Consider the following 14,544-nt stretch of genomic DNA (forward strand, 5'->3'; position numbering starts at 1 on the left):
AGCGGACTTCATGGCGTTGCCGACCTTACGGATCATTGGTTTCATCATCGGCATCTTCCTGATCACCCTGGCCGTCGCCATGGTCGTGCCCATGGCCACCCTGGTGATTTTCGAACGCACCAGCGACCTGCCGTCGTTCCTCTGGGCGAGCATGATCACCTTCGTCGCCGGCCTCGCGCTGGTGATTCCCGGGCGCCCCGAACACATCCACCTGCGCCCGCGCGACATGTATTTGCTGACGGTAAGCAGTTGGCTGGTGGTGTGCATCTTTGCCGCGCTGCCTTTTCTGCTGACCCAGCACATCAGCTACACCGATTCGTTTTTTGAAAGCATGTCCGGCATCACGGCCACCGGTTCGACCGTGCTCAACGGCCTCGACACCATGTCCCCCGGTATCCTGATGTGGCGCTCGCTGCTGCACTGGATCGGCGGCATCGGCTTTATCGGCATGGCGGTGGCGATTCTGCCCCTGCTGCGCATCGGCGGCATGCGCCTGTTCCAGACCGAATCCTCAGACCGTTCGGAAAAGGTCATGCCGCGCTCGCACATGGTGGCGCGGCTGATCGTGGCGGCTTACGTCGGCATCACGATTGTCGGCAGTCTGGCCTTCTGGTGGGCGGGCATGAGCCCGTTCGATGCAATCAACCACGCGATGTCGGCGATTTCCACCGGCGGTTTCTCGACCTCCGACCAGTCGCTGGCCAAGTGGACGCAACCGGCGGTGCACTGGGTCGCCGTGGTCATCATGATTCTCGGCAGCCTGCCGTTCACCCTGTACGTGGCGACCATGCGCGGCAACCGCAAGGCGTTGATCAAGGATCAGCAGGTGCAGGGTTTGCTCGGCATGTTGCTGGTGACCTGGCTGGTGCTCGGCACCTGGTACTGGTGGACGACCAATCTGCATTGGCTGGACGCGTTGCGGCATGTGGCACTGAACGTGACGTCGGTCGTCACCACCACCGGTTTTGCCCTCGGCGACTACAGCCTGTGGGGCAACTTCTCGTTGATGCTGTTTTTCTATCTGGGTTTTGTCGGCGGCTGTTCGGGCTCGACGGCAGGCGGGATCAAGATCTTCCGTTTCCAGGTCGCCTACATTCTGCTCAAGGCCAACCTTAATCAGCTGATCCACCCGCGCGCGGTGATCAAGCAGAAATACAACGGTCACCGCCTCGACGAAGAGATCGTCCGCTCGATTCTGACCTTTTCGTTCTTTTTCGCCATCACCATCTGCGTGATCGCCCTGCTGCTGTCGCTGCTCGGCGTCGACTGGATGACGGCCCTGACGGGCGCTGCGAGCACTGTGTCCGGCGTGGGCCCGGGGCTGGGCGAGACCATCGGTCCGGCGGGCAACTTTGCCAGCCTGCCGGATGCCGCCAAGTGGATCCTGTCGTTCGGCATGCTGCTCGGCCGACTCGAAATCATTACGGTGTTTGTGCTGTGTATTCCGGCGTTCTGGCGGCATTGACCGCGTTCGGCGCTTCCAGCAACCGCGCCCGGTAATCGCCGGGCGTGGTGTCGAACCAGCGGCGGAAGGCGCGAAAGAAGTTGCTCGGATCGGCGAAGCCCAAAAGATAGGCAATTTCCAGCAATGTCATGCTTGGCTGCGCCAGGTATTGCTCGGCCAGTTCGCGGCGAGTGTCGTCGAGCAACTGCTGAAAACTGGTGCCCTCCTCCTGCAACCGACGCTGCAAGGTGCGCTGAGACAAATGCAGGGTCTGCGCCACGGTGTCGCGTTTCGGCTCGCCCTGCGGCAGCAAACGGCACAACACCTGCCGCGCCTTGTGCGTGACGCGGCTTTCGGAGAACCGCGCCAGATACTCCCCGGCAAACCGGTCATGCAACAACGCCATCGCTTCGTTGGCGGTGGGCAGCGGCGCTTCCATGTCGGCGCGTTCGAAAATCAGCGCGTCGTACGGCGCGTTGAACATCAACGGCGCGTGGAAGGCCTGTTTGTAGGGTTGCAGATCGTCCGGCTCATCGCCTTGCAGCAGCACTTTGACCGGGTGCAGCGTGCGCCCGGTCAGCCAGCCGCACAGACCCAATGCACAAGCCAGTGATGCCTCGGCACTTTGCCGGGTCGGCGGCAGGTGATCGCCGTGCACCGTGAGAATCAGCGCGTAGCCTTCTTCCAGCAGACGAAAACTCAGGTCGGCACTTTCGGCGATGATCCGCTGATAACGCACCAGTCGCTGGAAGCCTTCAGCCAGGGTATTACTGGACATCAGCGCGTACCCGGCGACATGAAACGACGCCGGTCGCACCACTTTGCCCATGTTCAGGCCGATCGCCGGATTACCCGACAGCTCGACCGCCCGTTGCCACAGTCGGGTCATGGAATCTTGCGGGAAGCGCGCATCCGGATCATTCAGGGCGGCGTAATCGAGCCCCAATTGCTTGAACAGTACCCGGCAATCCAGGCCGTCCATCTCCAATGCTTTGACAATCCCCATCGCCCAGCTTGCAGAAGTCGTTCGTTCGCTCATGGCGTTTTTCTTTTACATGATGGGCCGCATCTTACGACCTGATTTGCGAAGGATACTAAAGTGGCGCCGATTGTCACTGGCCCACGCCAATGATCACTCTAGACTCAAATAAGCTACCCGCAGAACAACTCGTCGCCAGAACAATAACCACAGAGAACGCGGTCGTGGAAAACATCAAGCATTTCAACAGCTTCGCTGAGTTCTATCCGTATTACCTCAGCGAACACAGCAACAGCACCTGCCGTCGTCTGCATTTTGTCGGCACATCGCTGGTTATTTTCATTCTGGCCCTGACGGTCGCCAAAGGCGCCTGGCTGCTGTTGCTGGCCCTGCCCCTGGCCGGTTACAGCTTTGCCTGGGCCGGACATTTCTTTTTCGAAAAGAACCGACCGGCAACGTTTCAGCACCCGCTGTACAGTCTGCTTGGCGATTTCGTCATGTACCGCGACATGATCCTGGGACGCGTGGCGTTCTGAACAGACCAGTACCAGAGGGTTGCCGATGAACGCCAATGCCCGCTTCACCCATATGCAGGATGGCACGCAGGAAGACTGGGCGATCATCGCCGCGGACTTCAGCGCCTACGCCAGACAGTTGTCATCACGGATCATGACCCACCTGAAGCTGCTGGAAGGCGATTTCGGCGGTTTTCCAGTGGATCGCCTGACGCATTCACTGCAAACCGCAACCCGTGCCTGGCGCGACGGGCGTGACGAGGAATACGTGGTCTGCGCGCTGCTGCACGATATCGGCGATACCCTGGGCTCCTACAACCACCCGGACATTGCCGCGGCGATTCTCAAGCCGTTCGTCAGCGCCGAGAACCTGTGGATGGTCGAGAAACACGGGGTGTTTCAGGGCTACTACTTCTTTCATCACCTGGGCATGGATCGGCACCTGCGCGAACAGTTCAAGGAACATCCGCAGTTCCAGGCCACCGCCGAGTTTTGCGCAAAATACGATGCGGCGGCGTTTGATCCAGCGTACGACACGCTGCCGCTGAGTTTCTTTGAGCCGATGATGGCGCGCTTGTTTGCCCAGCCGAAGAACTCGATCTACAAGGCGGCGATGGAATAACACAACACGGTTTGAGAACTCCACCCCTTAACCTGTGGCGATCCTGGTGGGAGGGGGCTTGCTCCCGAAAACGGTGTATCAGGCGACACAATGTGTGTCTGAGCCGCCGCCTTCGGGAGCAAGCCCCCTCCCACAGTGGTTCAATACCTCACGGCCATGACTCAGGCGATCTCCGGGACTTTGGCAGCCTTGAGTTCCGCCTCCCGCGCCTGCGCATCCGCCAGGCGATACAGCTCGATCGTACCGTCCCAGTGCTCAATCAACGCCGTGCATGATTCGACCCAATCGCCGCAATTGAGGTAGTCCACTTCGCCAACCTTGCGGATTTCGGCGTGGTGAATGTGGCCGCAGACCACGCCGTGCAATTCGCGCTTCACGCATTCGTGAGCAATGGCTTCTTCAAAGTCGCTGATGAAACTCACCGCGGTCTTCACCTTGTGCTTCAAGTACGCCGACAGTGACCAGTAGCCGTAGCCGTAACGCGCGCGCCAGTGGTTGAGCCAACGATTGAGCGTGAGAGTGAACTCGTAGGCCGAGTCGCCGAGAAACGCCAGCCAGCGGTGATAACGGGTGATCACATCAAACTGATCGCCGTGAATCACCAGCAGGTGCCGACCATCGGCCGTGACATGCACCGCCTCGTCGACCAACTGGATGTTGCCCAGAATCAGTTTCGAATAACGGCGCAGGAATTCGTCGTGGTTGCCGGTGACGTAGATCACCTCGGTGCCGCGCTTGCTCATGGTCAGCAAGCGGCGGATCACGTTGGTGTGCGCCTGCGGCCAGTACATGCCACCGCGCAACTTCCAGCCATCAATGATGTCACCGACCAGGTAGATCTTGTCGGCGTGGTAGCCCTTCAGAAACGTCGACAAATGTTCAGCCTGGCAATCCCGGGTGCCCAGATGCACGTCGGAAATCCACAAGGTGCGCACCCGTTGTTTGCGGCTGGGTTTGGCGAGCTCGGCGCTGGTCATGGGCAACCCTCTGCGATGTTTTCAGCAGCTTGCACCCGCCCGGTTAATCGACCATGACAGGCGCGAGTCAGTCGTGTGACAGCGCAGCCTCATGGCGTCGGTGTAGACTGGCGGCCTGCCCGGAGACTTGCCATGCGACCGATTCTCACCCTGCGTCAGTACACCCACGATCTGATCGTCCACAGCCACGACCACGCGCAGTTGGTGTTCGGCCTGTCCGGCGCGCTGGATTTCGAGGTCGAGGGATGTGGCAGTCAGGTGCGGCAGCAGAGCTTCGTGGTCATCCCCTCCGGCGCCCACCACGCCTGCGGCAGCCCGCAAGGCAGTCGTTGTCTGGTGCTGGATATCCCTGACGAACAATGGCTGGTTGACTCACTCGGCGAACATGCCGATGCCAGTCGCCGCCTGCTCGACCGCCCCGCCCGCTTGTTGCTGGACGCAGGGCAAGGGCAATTGGTCAGTTGGCTGGCAAACAGCCCGGTCAGCGATCCATTGATTGCCCGGCAAGGCGCGGTGTTGTTGCTGGCCAGTCTGAATCACGCCCGACCGAGCGAACTCGCCAGCCGCCGCCTGCCCTACGCGGCGCTGGACGCGCACATCGAGCAATACGCCGCGTACCCGCTGCAAGTCGCCGATCTGGCACGCATTGCCGGGCTGTCCAGCGCTCGCCTGCACGCCCGCTTCATGGCCGAATGCGGGCAGACGCCGATGGATTACATTCGCAGCCGCCGACTGCACAAGGCTGTCACCCTGTTGCGTGAAACCGTGCTGCCGATCGGCGAGGTCGCCAGTCGTGTCGGCTACAGCTCGCAAAGTGCGTTCTCGGCGGCAGTGCTGCGCGAGTTCGGTTCTGCGCCCGGCCAATTACGCCGCGAGGCCCGCGACAAAGGACGATAGTCTGCCGACAGACAGCCACCCCGCAGCCTCTCTAAACTTTCGCGGTGATGCTCTGACTTTCAAGGATTGCAATGACTCCGCGTACCGCCCTCGGCGCCCTGCACATTGGCGCATTGATGTTCGGCCTGACCGGCGTGTTCGGCAAACTCGCTGCCGCCTCGCCCGCCGTGATTGTCTTCGGACGTGCCGCTTTCGCGGTGCTCGCACTGGCTTTTTTTGCCCGCTTCGCCAGTCAGCACGGCTGGCAGAAACTGCAAGCGCTGGACTGGCGTCGACTGGCCCTCAGCGGTGTGTTGCTGGCCGGCCACTGGGTGAGCTTTTTCATTTCGGTGAAAGTCGCGGGCGTCGCCATCGCCACGCTGGGTTTTGCCAGTTTCCCGGCGTTCACGGTGATTCTCGAAGGGCTGATCTTCCGCGAACGCATCCGCGCCAATGAAATCATTCTGGTGATTCTGGTCAGCGTCGGTCTGGTATTGGTGACGCCGGCGTTCGATCTCGGCAGCGGCGCGACCATCGGCCTGCTCTGGTCGGTGTTGTCCGGGCTGTTGTTTTCGCTGTTGTCGCTGACCAACCGCGCCAGCTCCGGGCGCATCCCGGCGGTGCAGGCGGCGCTGTGCCAGAACGTCGTCGTCGCCCTGTGCCTGCTGCCGCTGGCGGCACCGCAATTGACTGAAGTGCGCGCACTCGACTGGTTATGGATCGCCCTGCTCGGGGTGTTCTGCACCGGCGTCGCTCACAGCCTGTTTGTGGCCAGCCTCGCCGTAATCAAGGCACGCACGGCGGCCGTGGTGTTCGCGATGGAGCCAGTCTACGGCATCACCGTCGCGTGGCTGCTGTTCGATGAGAACCCGACACTGCGCATGCTGATTGGCGGCGCGCTGATCATCGTCGCCATCGTCGTCTCGGCGCGCATGTCAGGCAGCGCCGACAGAAAAACCGTCGCTGCCGAGGCCGCGTCTCACTGAGTGCGGTCGTTGTGGCCAAGGTCGCGGTCAGGATCGATCTGATCGCGAACGCGCTGCTTCAACACTTTCGCCTCGGGGAAACCGCCGTCAGCCTTGCGTTCCCAGATCTGTACGCCCGCGCAGGTAATCTGAAACACCCCGCCCGTGCCTGGCACCAACGAGACTTTGCCCAGGTCATCGGCAAAGGTGCTGAGCAGCTCCTGCGCCAGCCACGCAGCGCGCAGCAGCCACTGGCATTGGGTGCAATAAGTAATGACGACTTCGGCTTTGGCGACGGACATGTTCACTGAAACTCCTGAGACAGAGGGCGCCGCTATAATAGCCGGCTTTATCGCTTGCCCCGAGACTCACAATGCGCCGTCTGCTGTTCTGCCTGCTGCTTGGTTTCCTTCCACTGTTCGTTTGCGCCGCTGAAGCGCCACGGCCGAAAGTCGGCCTGGTGTTGTCCGGCGGTGCCGCGCGTGGTCTGGCGCACATTGGCGTGCTCAAGGCACTCGAAGAGCAAGGCATCAAGATCGATGCGATCGCCGGCACCAGCATGGGCGCGGTGGTGGGCGGGCTGTACGCTTCGGGCTACAAGATCGATGAACTGGAAAAACTCGCCCTGAGCATCGACTGGCAGCAGGCGCTGTCCGATGCGCCACCGCGTGAAGACGTGCCGTTCCGTCGCAAGCAGGATGACCGCGATTTTCTGGTGAAACAGAAACTCAGCTTTCGTGACGACGGCAGCCTCGGCCTGCCACTGGGCGTGATTCAGGGCCAGAATCTGTCGCTGTTGCTGGAGAGCCTGTTGGCCCACACCAGCGATACCCGGGATTTCGACAAACTCCCCATCCCCTTCCGCGCCGTCGCCACCGACATCGCCAACGGCGAGAAAGTGGTGTTCCGCAAAGGCCATCTGCCCCAGGTGATCCGCGCGAGCATGTCGATTCCGGCGGTGTTCGCCCCGGTCGAACTCGATGGGCGGCTGCTGGTGGACGGCGGCATGACCGACAACATTCCGCTGGATGTAGCGCGGGAAATGGGCGTAGACGTGGCCATCGTCGTCGATATCGGCACGCCACTGCGCAACCGCAAGCAACTGACCACTGTGGTGGACGTGCTCAACCAGTCGATCACCCTGATGACCCGGCGCAACTCCGAGGAACAATTGGCGGCCCTGAAGCCTTCCGACGTGTTGATCCAGCCGTCCCTGGCGGCGTTCGGCGTCACCGATTTCGGCAAGGCGCAGGAAATGATCGACGCCGGTTACCGCGCGACCCGAATCCTCGACGCGCGCCTCGCCACGCTCAAACCCGACGACACCCAGGACGCCGAACTCAACGCCGCGCGTTCGCCGGGCCAGCGCACGCCGATCATCACTGCGATCAAGGTCGAGAACGACTCGAAAGTCGACGACGACGTGATCCGCTACTACATTCGCCAGCACATCGGTGAACCGCTCGACCTGGCGCGCCTGCACTCGGACATGGGCACGTTGTACGGCCTCGACTACTTCGAGCAGGTGCAATACCGCGTGGTGCACAAGGGCCAGGATCACACCCTGGTCATCAGCGCGCGCGGCAAGCGCAGTGGCACGGATTACTTGCGTGTCGGCCTCAATCTGTCGGATGACATGCGCGGCGACAGTGCTTTCAACCTCGGCGCCAGTTACCGCATCAACGGCATCAACCGCCTTGGCGCGGAATGGCTGACCCGTGCGCAACTCGGCGACAAGCAGGAGCTGTACAGCGAGTTCTACCAGCCGCTGGACGTCGGCTCACGTTATTTCATCGCACCTTCGGTGGTGTTCGAAGCGCAGAACGTCGACGCGGTGCTCGACAACGATCCGGTCGCGCAATACCGCGTCGAGCGTTACGGTTTGGCGCTGAATGTCGGTCGGCAGATCGGCAACAACGGCGAAGTGCGTTTCGGGGTTGGCGAGGCGTGGGGCAAGGCGGACGTGCGGATTGGCGATCAGGATCTGCCCAGCGAGAATTTCAACGAGGGCTTCTACTCGCTGAAGTATTCCTACGATTCGCTGGACAACGTTTACTACCCTCACGAGGGCAAGGACATCAGCCTGACGTTTTTGCAATTCGAACCCAGCCTGGGCTCGGACACGCGCTACCGGCAGTGGGAATTCAAACTCGACAAGGCCATGAGCCACGGGCCGGACACGCTGATTCTCGGGGGCCGTTATGGCCGTACGCTGGACGACACCAACGTCGTGACATCGAGTTTCCTGCTCGGCGGCGCCCGACAGTTGTCGGGGTTCCGTGAGGATGCGATTTCCGGGCAGAACGTCAGCCTGTTGCGGGCGGTGTATTACCGCCGGCTGACCCCGCGCTCGTACCTGCCGTTGGATTTCCCGCTGTATGCGGGAGCCTCGCTGGAGCGGGGCCGGGCCTGGAACAATGACAATGAATTCGACAGTGGCTACATCAATGCCGCGAGCGTGTTTATCGGTTTTGATACGCCGCTGGGGCCGTTGAATTTCAGTTACGGGTTGAATGATGCGAATGAGCAGGCGGTTTATCTGAATCTGGGCCAGACCTTCTGAGGTTGCCTGAGGATTGTGCTGCCTGACTCGTCGCTTTCGCGAGCAAGCCCGCTCCCACAGTTGGAATGCGTTCCTCCAGTGGAAGCGGGCTTGCTCGCGAAGGCGCCAGGACAATCACCCCAGCGGCGTCTGACACTCAGATCATCGAATCCCCGCCAGCAATGTTCTGGCGGTTTGCTTCAATGGCTCGTCGCCCTCCTTGAGCAGTTCATTGAGCAAGGCTATCGCGCTGTCGATGTCGCCGTCATCGATGCAGGTTTGCGCCTGTTCAAGTTTTCCGGATCCCTGCGCCTCTAAAAGCTCGGCCGCGTGCAAATCCAGCGGCTCCAGTGCCAGCGAAGGTGGCGGTTCGGCAAACTCATCGAGAAAGTCGTTGTCCAGCGGCTGCGCATCCGGTTCGGGGATCCACTCAAGCTCGGTGTCTTCGCTGGTCGCCGTTTGCGGCAACTCAAAGTCCTGTGGCAGCACTTGCAGGCTGGAGCCGAAAGCCGAAGCTTCTGTCGGTGGCTCTGCCGCAGCAGAACGGTTGTCCTCCAGATCCCAACTGGAATCCATCGACAGCTCATCCAGATTCAACTCGTAATCATCTTCGGATACCGGCGCTGCTGCGGCGACCACGACCGGCGCGATGCCGGCAACTGGCGCGGCCTGCACTTTTGGCGCCTGCCCTTGCAGTTTCGGATGGCGCGCGCGGATATCCTGCAACTCCTGGGCTTGCACGCCCAGCTCACGCAAATGACTTTCCTGCTGCTCGTACGCGGCGTTGTCGCCCTGCCGGCCGAGCACTTCCAGCAATTGCACGCCGAGATCGATACGCTCCGGCTCTTTGTGCAACGCATCGCGTAACAGCCCGACCGCTTCGCCGAGTCGGCCATAAGCCAGATAGATCCCCACCGCTTCCAGCACATCCCCCGCAGCCGGTTCTTCACGATGCTCGGGCGCCGCGTGTGCTCTGACCGGCTCAGTGGTTTCGGCCTCATCCACCTCGGATTCATTGCGCTGGGGCAGAAGCGGCAACGGCGCAACACCCTGCGCCTGCTGCTGACGTCGGCGATGAATGAACAAGCCGCCCAATGCCGCGAGCAACAGCAGCAGACCACCGAGCACAGGCCAGTTCAATCCGTCATCCTGGGCTTCAACTGGAGCAACGACCGGTGCCTGCGCGGCTGCAGGTTTCACTTCGGGTTCTGGCGGCGCTTTCTGCACTTCGACCAGACGCGTCTGCAGATCGCTGATCTGCTTTTTGCCGTCGGCAATCTGCACCTCTTGCGCCTGTAATTTTGCGTTCGATTCGTCGAGGGATTTTTGCAGTTGCTGGTTCTGCAAGACGCTGGCGGCCAATTGCTCGGCCAGCGCATCGCTGGCGGGCGGCGAAGGTGGCGCAGCCGAGCTTTCGCGCTTGCCCTGAGCAGCCTGCGGCGGCGCGGTCGCCGGCTCGACCGTCGGGAATGCCGAGGATTGTGCACGCGGGTCCGGCTCGTCGGTGGCCGGCACAATACCGGGTGAGCCCGGCGGATCAATCAGCACGGTGTATTCGCGCAGCAATCGGCCATTGGGCTGATTGAGCTGCACAAGAAAATTCAGAAAGGGTTCGTTGACCGGTTTGCTCGACGTCACCCGGATCATCTGGCGATTGCCGTGCAGGATCGGCGTGAACTTCAGATCGTTGAGGAAGAACACTCGCTCCACCCCGGCACGACCGAATTCGTCCGCCGTGGCCAGGCTGATCGACAGATCATTAGCGGTGAGGCCACCGACATCCACCAGAGCGATATCGGCCTTGAGCGGCTGATTGAGGGCCGAATGGACGGTGATGTCCCCCAGCCCCAACGCCATTGACCAGCTCGAATAGCTGAACAGGCCAGTGACCAGCAGCCATTTGGCGCAACCGCGCAGTACCACGTGCCGACTTTCGAGCATGAGCATCCCTTAAATAAGCAAAACCGACTTCTATGCGTTCGCACATCCGGTACGAACACGATATTGCCCAGTAGTTCTTATAGTCTGCTCAGCGCGATCCCTCAAAGAACCGGCGCGTGGTTATGCCTCAAGATTTTTCCAGATTGGCCAGAATATGGCCGTGAACGCGCATGCAGACCTTCATATCCGCCTCATCGATACCGACGAACAGTTCGCTGCGCAGTTGCGTGGCAATGGTTTCAATTTGTTCGATCAGCGGCAGGGCCGGCGCGCAGAGGACAATTTTTTTCGCCCGGCGGTCTTCCATCACGGACTGGCGTTGCACCAGCCCCTGACCTTCCAGGCTATCGAGCAAACGCGCGAGCGTCGGCCCTTCGACGCCAACGCTTTGCGCCAGCTCGCGTTGGGTGGGCGCTTCTTCGAAACGCGCCAGATGCAGCAGCACCAGCCAGCGCGCCTGGGACAGTCCCAGGCCGGCCAGTCGGCGATCCAGTTCGGCACGCCAGCCGCGAGACATCTGGGCCAGTTGCATGCCAAAGCGGTGTTGATCGGTTAACGGCATAAAACACTCATGAGTAGACTGACAAATAGAGAAAAACTAATTATTAGTCAGCTAAGCATGGCCTGCAGTTATAGGCAAGAGTGGCTCTGTACTGAATCGTTACAAGTGTATGAGGCTTGGCGCAATCGGCGTCTCACATTTCAAATTCCGATTGCAGCGCAGCCCTTACGCAATACAGCACGCCTTCGGGTACCCGACCGGCAAACAGCTCGGCCACTTCGGCGACCGACGGCAACTCGCCTTCGCCGTCGAGGAACGCGTCCTGCACTTCGCCCATCAGCTCTTCAGGCAAGTCCAGCGCCTGCTCCAGCGACAACTGCTGTTTGCCGATGGCCTCGGCCAGCATCGCATAGACGTTCTTTTCCGAGCACTGCAACTGCCCGGCGATCTGCATCGGCGTCATGCCGGCGCGGGCCAGAGTGATCAGTTCGTGGCGTACGTCGGCCACCACTTTCGGCGCCTCGGCTTCGCCACCGAGCACTTCGAGGAAGGCTTCGCCGTAACGCTCCAGCTTGCGTGCGCCGACGCCGCTGACCCGGGCCATGTCCGCCAGCGAGGTCGGCTGGCTGCGGAGCATTTCCAGCAGGGTCGAGTCGGGGAAGATGACGTACGGCGGCACGCCGTGTTCTTCCGCCAGTTTGCGTCGCAGGGCACGCAACGCCTCCCACTGTTCCCGCTCTTCGCCGCGCACCAGTTGGCTGGCCGGGCTCTTGCTGCCGCTCTTGGCGGTGACTTGCGGTTTCAGGTCGCGGCGCAACTCCAGAGTCACTTCACCCTTGAGCAGCGGTCGGCATGTGTCGCTCAAACGCAAACCGCCGTAGCCCTCGTGATCGACATCGGCCAGACCGCGTGCCACCAACTGGCGGAACAGCGAGCGCCACTCGCTCTCGCTCAGCGCCTTGCCGACGCCGTACACCGACAAGTGCTGATGGCCGAAGCTGCGAACCTTTTCGTTGTCCTTGCCCAGCAACACGTCCACCAGATGGCCGACGCCGTAACGCTGGCCAGTACGATAGATCGCCGACAGCGCCTGACGTGCCGGCTCGGTGGCGTCCCAGGTCTGCACGCCGTCGGTGCAGTTGTCGCAATGACCGCACGGCTCGGGCATGTCTTCGTCGAAGTACGCCAGCAGCGTCTGACGACGGCAGCGGGTTTCTTCGCACAGCGAAAGCATCGCGTCGAGCTTGTGCTGCTCCAGACGCTTGTGCCGCTCATCGCCTTCGGAGTTCTGCAGCATCTGCTTGAGCATCACCACGTCTTGCAGACCGTAGGCCATCCAGGCATCCGCCGGCAGACCGTCACGGCCACCGCGACCGGTTTCCTGGTAATACGCCTCAAGGGACTTCGGCAGATCAAGGTGCGCGACGAACCGCACGTTGGGTTTGTCGATGCCCATGCCGAACGCCACGGTCGCCACCATGATCAGGCCTTCCTCGTTGAGGAAGCGCTTCTGGTGATAAGCGCGCAGATCGTTGGGCAAGCCGGCGTGATACGGCAGCGCCGGGAAGCCCTGCTCGCTCAAGAATGCCGCCACTTCCTCGACTTTTTTGCGTGACAGGCAATAGACGATGCCGGCATCGCTGCGGCGCTCGGCGAGGAACGCCAGCAACTGCTTGCGCGGCTGCTCCTTGGGCACGATGCGGTAGAAGATGTTCGGCCGGTCGAAGCTCGACAGGAAACGCTCGGCGTTCTGCAAATGCAGGCGGGTGACGATTTCTTCGCGGGTGCGTTTGTCGGCTGTGGCGGTCAGGGCGATGCGCGGCACGTCGGGGAACATTTCCGCCAACTGCCCCAGTTGCAGGTATTCCGGGCGGAAGTCATGGCCCCATTGCGACACGCAGTGCGCCTCGTCGATGGCGAACAACGCAATGTTCAAACCTTGCAGGAACGACAGCATGCGCGGTTGCACCAGACGCTCGGGCGCCAGATAGAGCATCTTCACTTCGCCGCGTTTGATGCGGTTGGCGAGGTCGCGCTGCTGTTCGGCGCTCAATGTGGAGTTCAACGCAGCAGCCGCCACGCCCAGCTCTTCAAGGGTGGCGACCTGATCATCCATCAACGCGATCAGCGGCGACACCACCACAGCCAGACCCTCGCGCAACAGCGCCGGCACCTGGAAGCACAGGGATTTGCCGCCACCGGTAGGCATCAGCACCAGCGCATCACCGCCGCTGGCCACGCGCTCAATGATTGCACCCTGACGGCCACGGAAACTGTCGTAGCCGAAGATGTCCTTGAGGACGCGTTGAGCCTGTTCGAGCATAAAAACTCCAAAAATCTACCGAAACATCCCTGCACAGGCTGGTTCAAGACAGCCACGGCTGTTTAAACAAAACGTAAGGGCGCGTTGCATGGCGGCCGATTACGGGCAGGGAGCGCAAAACGCGGCAGTATACCCGAGCGCTCCACTGCACAGGGTGCCGCTGATAAGACACTGCCAATTAGGCCAAATCTGCCGTGCGGCTGGCTTGAGGGCTCAAGAAGGCCTAGAATTCCCGCATTGTTTATTCCCCCAAGGTAGCCCTTTAATGTCCTTCGCCGAGCAACTAACCCGCCTGCAAGTCTTCCTCGACGCCGACGAGCTGCATGAAGAGGCGCTGGACTACGTGGCCGCCCACGGTTACCTGACCGCGCTGTCGATCTGCTCGGAAGAAGTGCCGGAGCGTGAGTGGATCGACGCCCTCTTCTCCGAAGAGCCGCACTACACCGATGAGGCACAGCGCGCAGAGATCGAAGCCACCCTGATCGGCCTGAAGGCGCACATCGCCCGTCAACTGGCGTCCGATGAAGAATTCGAACTGCCGTGCGATCTGGATCTGGGCGATGAGCCGGACGATTCCGAACTGCGCGGCTGGTGCATCGGTTTCATGGAAGGCGTGTTCCTGCGCGAAGCGGCCTGGTTCGAAACCGCCGAAGAAGAAGTCAGCGAAATGCTCTTGCCGATCATGGTCGGTTCGGGTCTGTTCGACGAACAGCCCGAGTTCGAAGACATCGCCAAGGACGCCAACCTGATGGACGACATGATCGTGCAGATCCCGGAAGCCCTGACCGCGCTGTACCTGCTGTGCCAGGCGCCCGACGAAAAACCGGCGATCCTCAAGCCACGTCACCACTAAGATCC

At 61.2% G+C, this 14,544-nt stretch carries 13 protein-coding genes; 7 read left to right on the forward strand and 6 right to left on the reverse strand.

All coding sequences use genetic code 11. From position 1 onward, the window contains the following. Positions 1 to 10 precede the first annotated feature (10 nt). On the forward strand, positions 11 to 1,465 hold the full coding sequence (locus tag F2P67_RS19395) for a TrkH family potassium uptake protein (RefSeq protein ID WP_166222517.1): 1,455 nt from the start codon (positions 11 to 13) through the stop codon (positions 1,463 to 1,465). Here the strand turns inward: F2P67_RS19395 and F2P67_RS19400 are convergent. Then, on the reverse strand, positions 1,422 to 2,483 hold the full coding sequence (locus F2P67_RS19400) for an AraC family transcriptional regulator (RefSeq protein ID WP_218583346.1): 1,062 nt from the start codon (positions 2,481 to 2,483) through the stop codon (positions 1,422 to 1,424). The two genes, F2P67_RS19395 and F2P67_RS19400, sit on opposite strands and share 44 nt — an antisense overlap. Before the next feature lie 164 nt (positions 2,484 to 2,647). Here F2P67_RS19400 and F2P67_RS19405 point away from each other — a divergent pair, with 164 nt between their 5' ends. Both F2P67_RS19405 and F2P67_RS19410 read left to right on the forward strand, forming a co-directional pair. Beyond that, positions 2,648 to 2,959 (forward strand): Mpo1-like protein, encoded by a 312-nt coding sequence (locus tag F2P67_RS19405; RefSeq protein WP_166222519.1) that lies wholly within the window; start codon positions 2,648 to 2,650, stop codon positions 2,957 to 2,959. Positions 2,960 to 2,984: 25 nt separating this feature from the next. Continuing rightward, complete coding sequence (locus F2P67_RS19410) at positions 2,985 to 3,560, forward strand: HD domain-containing protein (protein WP_166222521.1); 576 nt, start codon at positions 2,985 to 2,987, stop codon at positions 3,558 to 3,560. Between the two features lie 161 nt (positions 3,561 to 3,721). Here F2P67_RS19410 and F2P67_RS19415 read toward each other — a convergent pair whose 3' ends face one another. Continuing rightward, complete coding sequence (locus F2P67_RS19415) at positions 3,722 to 4,537, reverse strand: UDP-2,3-diacylglucosamine diphosphatase (protein ID WP_166222523.1); 816 nt, start codon at positions 4,535 to 4,537, stop codon at positions 3,722 to 3,724. 132 nt (positions 4,538 to 4,669) lie between these two features. Here F2P67_RS19415 and F2P67_RS19420 point away from each other — a divergent pair, with 132 nt between their 5' ends. Further along, positions 4,670 to 5,434 carry an AraC family transcriptional regulator gene (locus F2P67_RS19420; RefSeq protein ID WP_166222525.1) on the forward strand — a complete coding sequence of 255 codons (765 nt, stop codon included), beginning with the start codon at positions 4,670 to 4,672 and terminating at the stop codon, positions 5,432 to 5,434. A 71-nt stretch (positions 5,435 to 5,505) separates the two neighbouring features. After that, complete coding sequence (locus F2P67_RS19425) at positions 5,506 to 6,399, forward strand: DMT family transporter (protein ID WP_166222527.1); 894 nt, start codon at positions 5,506 to 5,508, stop codon at positions 6,397 to 6,399. Here F2P67_RS19425 and F2P67_RS19430 read toward each other — a convergent pair. Continuing rightward, positions 6,393 to 6,680, reverse strand: a complete 288-nt coding sequence (locus F2P67_RS19430; RefSeq protein WP_166222529.1) for an Rdx family protein — start codon at positions 6,678 to 6,680, stop codon at positions 6,393 to 6,395. The two genes, F2P67_RS19425 and F2P67_RS19430, sit on opposite strands and share 7 nt — an antisense overlap. A gap of 71 nt (positions 6,681 to 6,751) precedes the next feature. Between F2P67_RS19430 and F2P67_RS19435 the strand changes: the two genes are divergently transcribed. Further along, entirely contained in the window at positions 6,752 to 8,941 is a 2,190-nt protein-coding gene (locus F2P67_RS19435) for a patatin-like phospholipase family protein (protein WP_166222531.1), read from the forward strand. Between the two features lie 141 nt (positions 8,942 to 9,082). Here F2P67_RS19435 and F2P67_RS19440 read toward each other — a convergent pair whose 3' ends face one another. The 3 genes from F2P67_RS19440 to recQ form a co-directional block, all read right to left on the reverse strand. Further along, positions 9,083 to 10,861, reverse strand: a complete 1,779-nt coding sequence (locus F2P67_RS19440; protein WP_166222533.1) for a motility hub landmark protein FimV — start codon at positions 10,859 to 10,861, stop codon at positions 9,083 to 9,085. A gap of 127 nt (positions 10,862 to 10,988) precedes the next feature. After that, positions 10,989 to 11,423, reverse strand: a complete 435-nt coding sequence (locus F2P67_RS19445) for a MarR family transcriptional regulator (protein WP_166222535.1) — start codon at positions 11,421 to 11,423, stop codon at positions 10,989 to 10,991. A 133-nt stretch (positions 11,424 to 11,556) separates the two neighbouring features. Beyond that, positions 11,557 to 13,686: a DNA helicase RecQ gene (gene recQ / locus F2P67_RS19450; protein WP_166222537.1), complete on the reverse strand. Its 2,130-nt coding sequence runs from the start codon at positions 13,684 to 13,686 to the stop codon at positions 11,557 to 11,559. Positions 13,687 to 13,951: 265 nt separating this feature from the next. Between recQ and F2P67_RS19455 the strand changes: the two genes are divergently transcribed. Further along, the gene (locus tag F2P67_RS19455; protein ID WP_166222539.1) at positions 13,952 to 14,539 is read left to right on the forward strand and encodes a UPF0149 family protein; all 588 of its coding nucleotides are present in this window, start codon (positions 13,952 to 13,954) and stop codon (positions 14,537 to 14,539) included. Positions 14,540 to 14,544 lie beyond the last annotated feature (5 nt).

The sequence above is a fragment of the Pseudomonas atagonensis genome (genome assembly GCF_011369485.1).
GTDB lineage: Bacteria > Pseudomonadota > Gammaproteobacteria > Pseudomonadales > Pseudomonadaceae > Aquipseudomonas > Aquipseudomonas atagonensis.

Coding starts and splice junctions, on each gene's coding strand:
- F2P67_RS19395 (WP_166222517.1), top strand. CDS start 11: ATGGCGTTGCCGACCTTACGGATCATTGGTTTCATCATCGGCATCTTC.
- F2P67_RS19400 (WP_218583346.1), bottom strand. CDS start 2,483: ATGAGCGAACGAACGACTTCTGCAAGCTGGGCGATGGGGATTGTCAAA.
- F2P67_RS19410 (WP_166222521.1), top strand. CDS start 2,985: ATGAACGCCAATGCCCGCTTCACCCATATGCAGGATGGCACGCAGGAA.
- F2P67_RS19415 (WP_166222523.1), bottom strand. CDS start 4,537: ATGACCAGCGCCGAGCTCGCCAAACCCAGCCGCAAACAACGGGTGCGC.
- F2P67_RS19420 (WP_166222525.1), top strand. CDS start 4,670: ATGCGACCGATTCTCACCCTGCGTCAGTACACCCACGATCTGATCGTC.
- F2P67_RS19425 (WP_166222527.1), top strand. CDS start 5,506: ATGACTCCGCGTACCGCCCTCGGCGCCCTGCACATTGGCGCATTGATG.
- F2P67_RS19430 (WP_166222529.1), bottom strand. CDS start 6,680: ATGTCCGTCGCCAAAGCCGAAGTCGTCATTACTTATTGCACCCAATGC.
- F2P67_RS19435 (WP_166222531.1), top strand. CDS start 6,752: ATGCGCCGTCTGCTGTTCTGCCTGCTGCTTGGTTTCCTTCCACTGTTC.
- F2P67_RS19440 (WP_166222533.1), bottom strand. CDS start 10,861: ATGCTCGAAAGTCGGCACGTGGTACTGCGCGGTTGCGCCAAATGGCTG.
- F2P67_RS19445 (WP_166222535.1), bottom strand. CDS start 11,423: ATGCCGTTAACCGATCAACACCGCTTTGGCATGCAACTGGCCCAGATG.
- recQ (WP_166222537.1), bottom strand. CDS start 13,686: ATGCTCGAACAGGCTCAACGCGTCCTCAAGGACATCTTCGGCTACGAC.
- F2P67_RS19455 (WP_166222539.1), top strand. CDS start 13,952: ATGTCCTTCGCCGAGCAACTAACCCGCCTGCAAGTCTTCCTCGACGCC.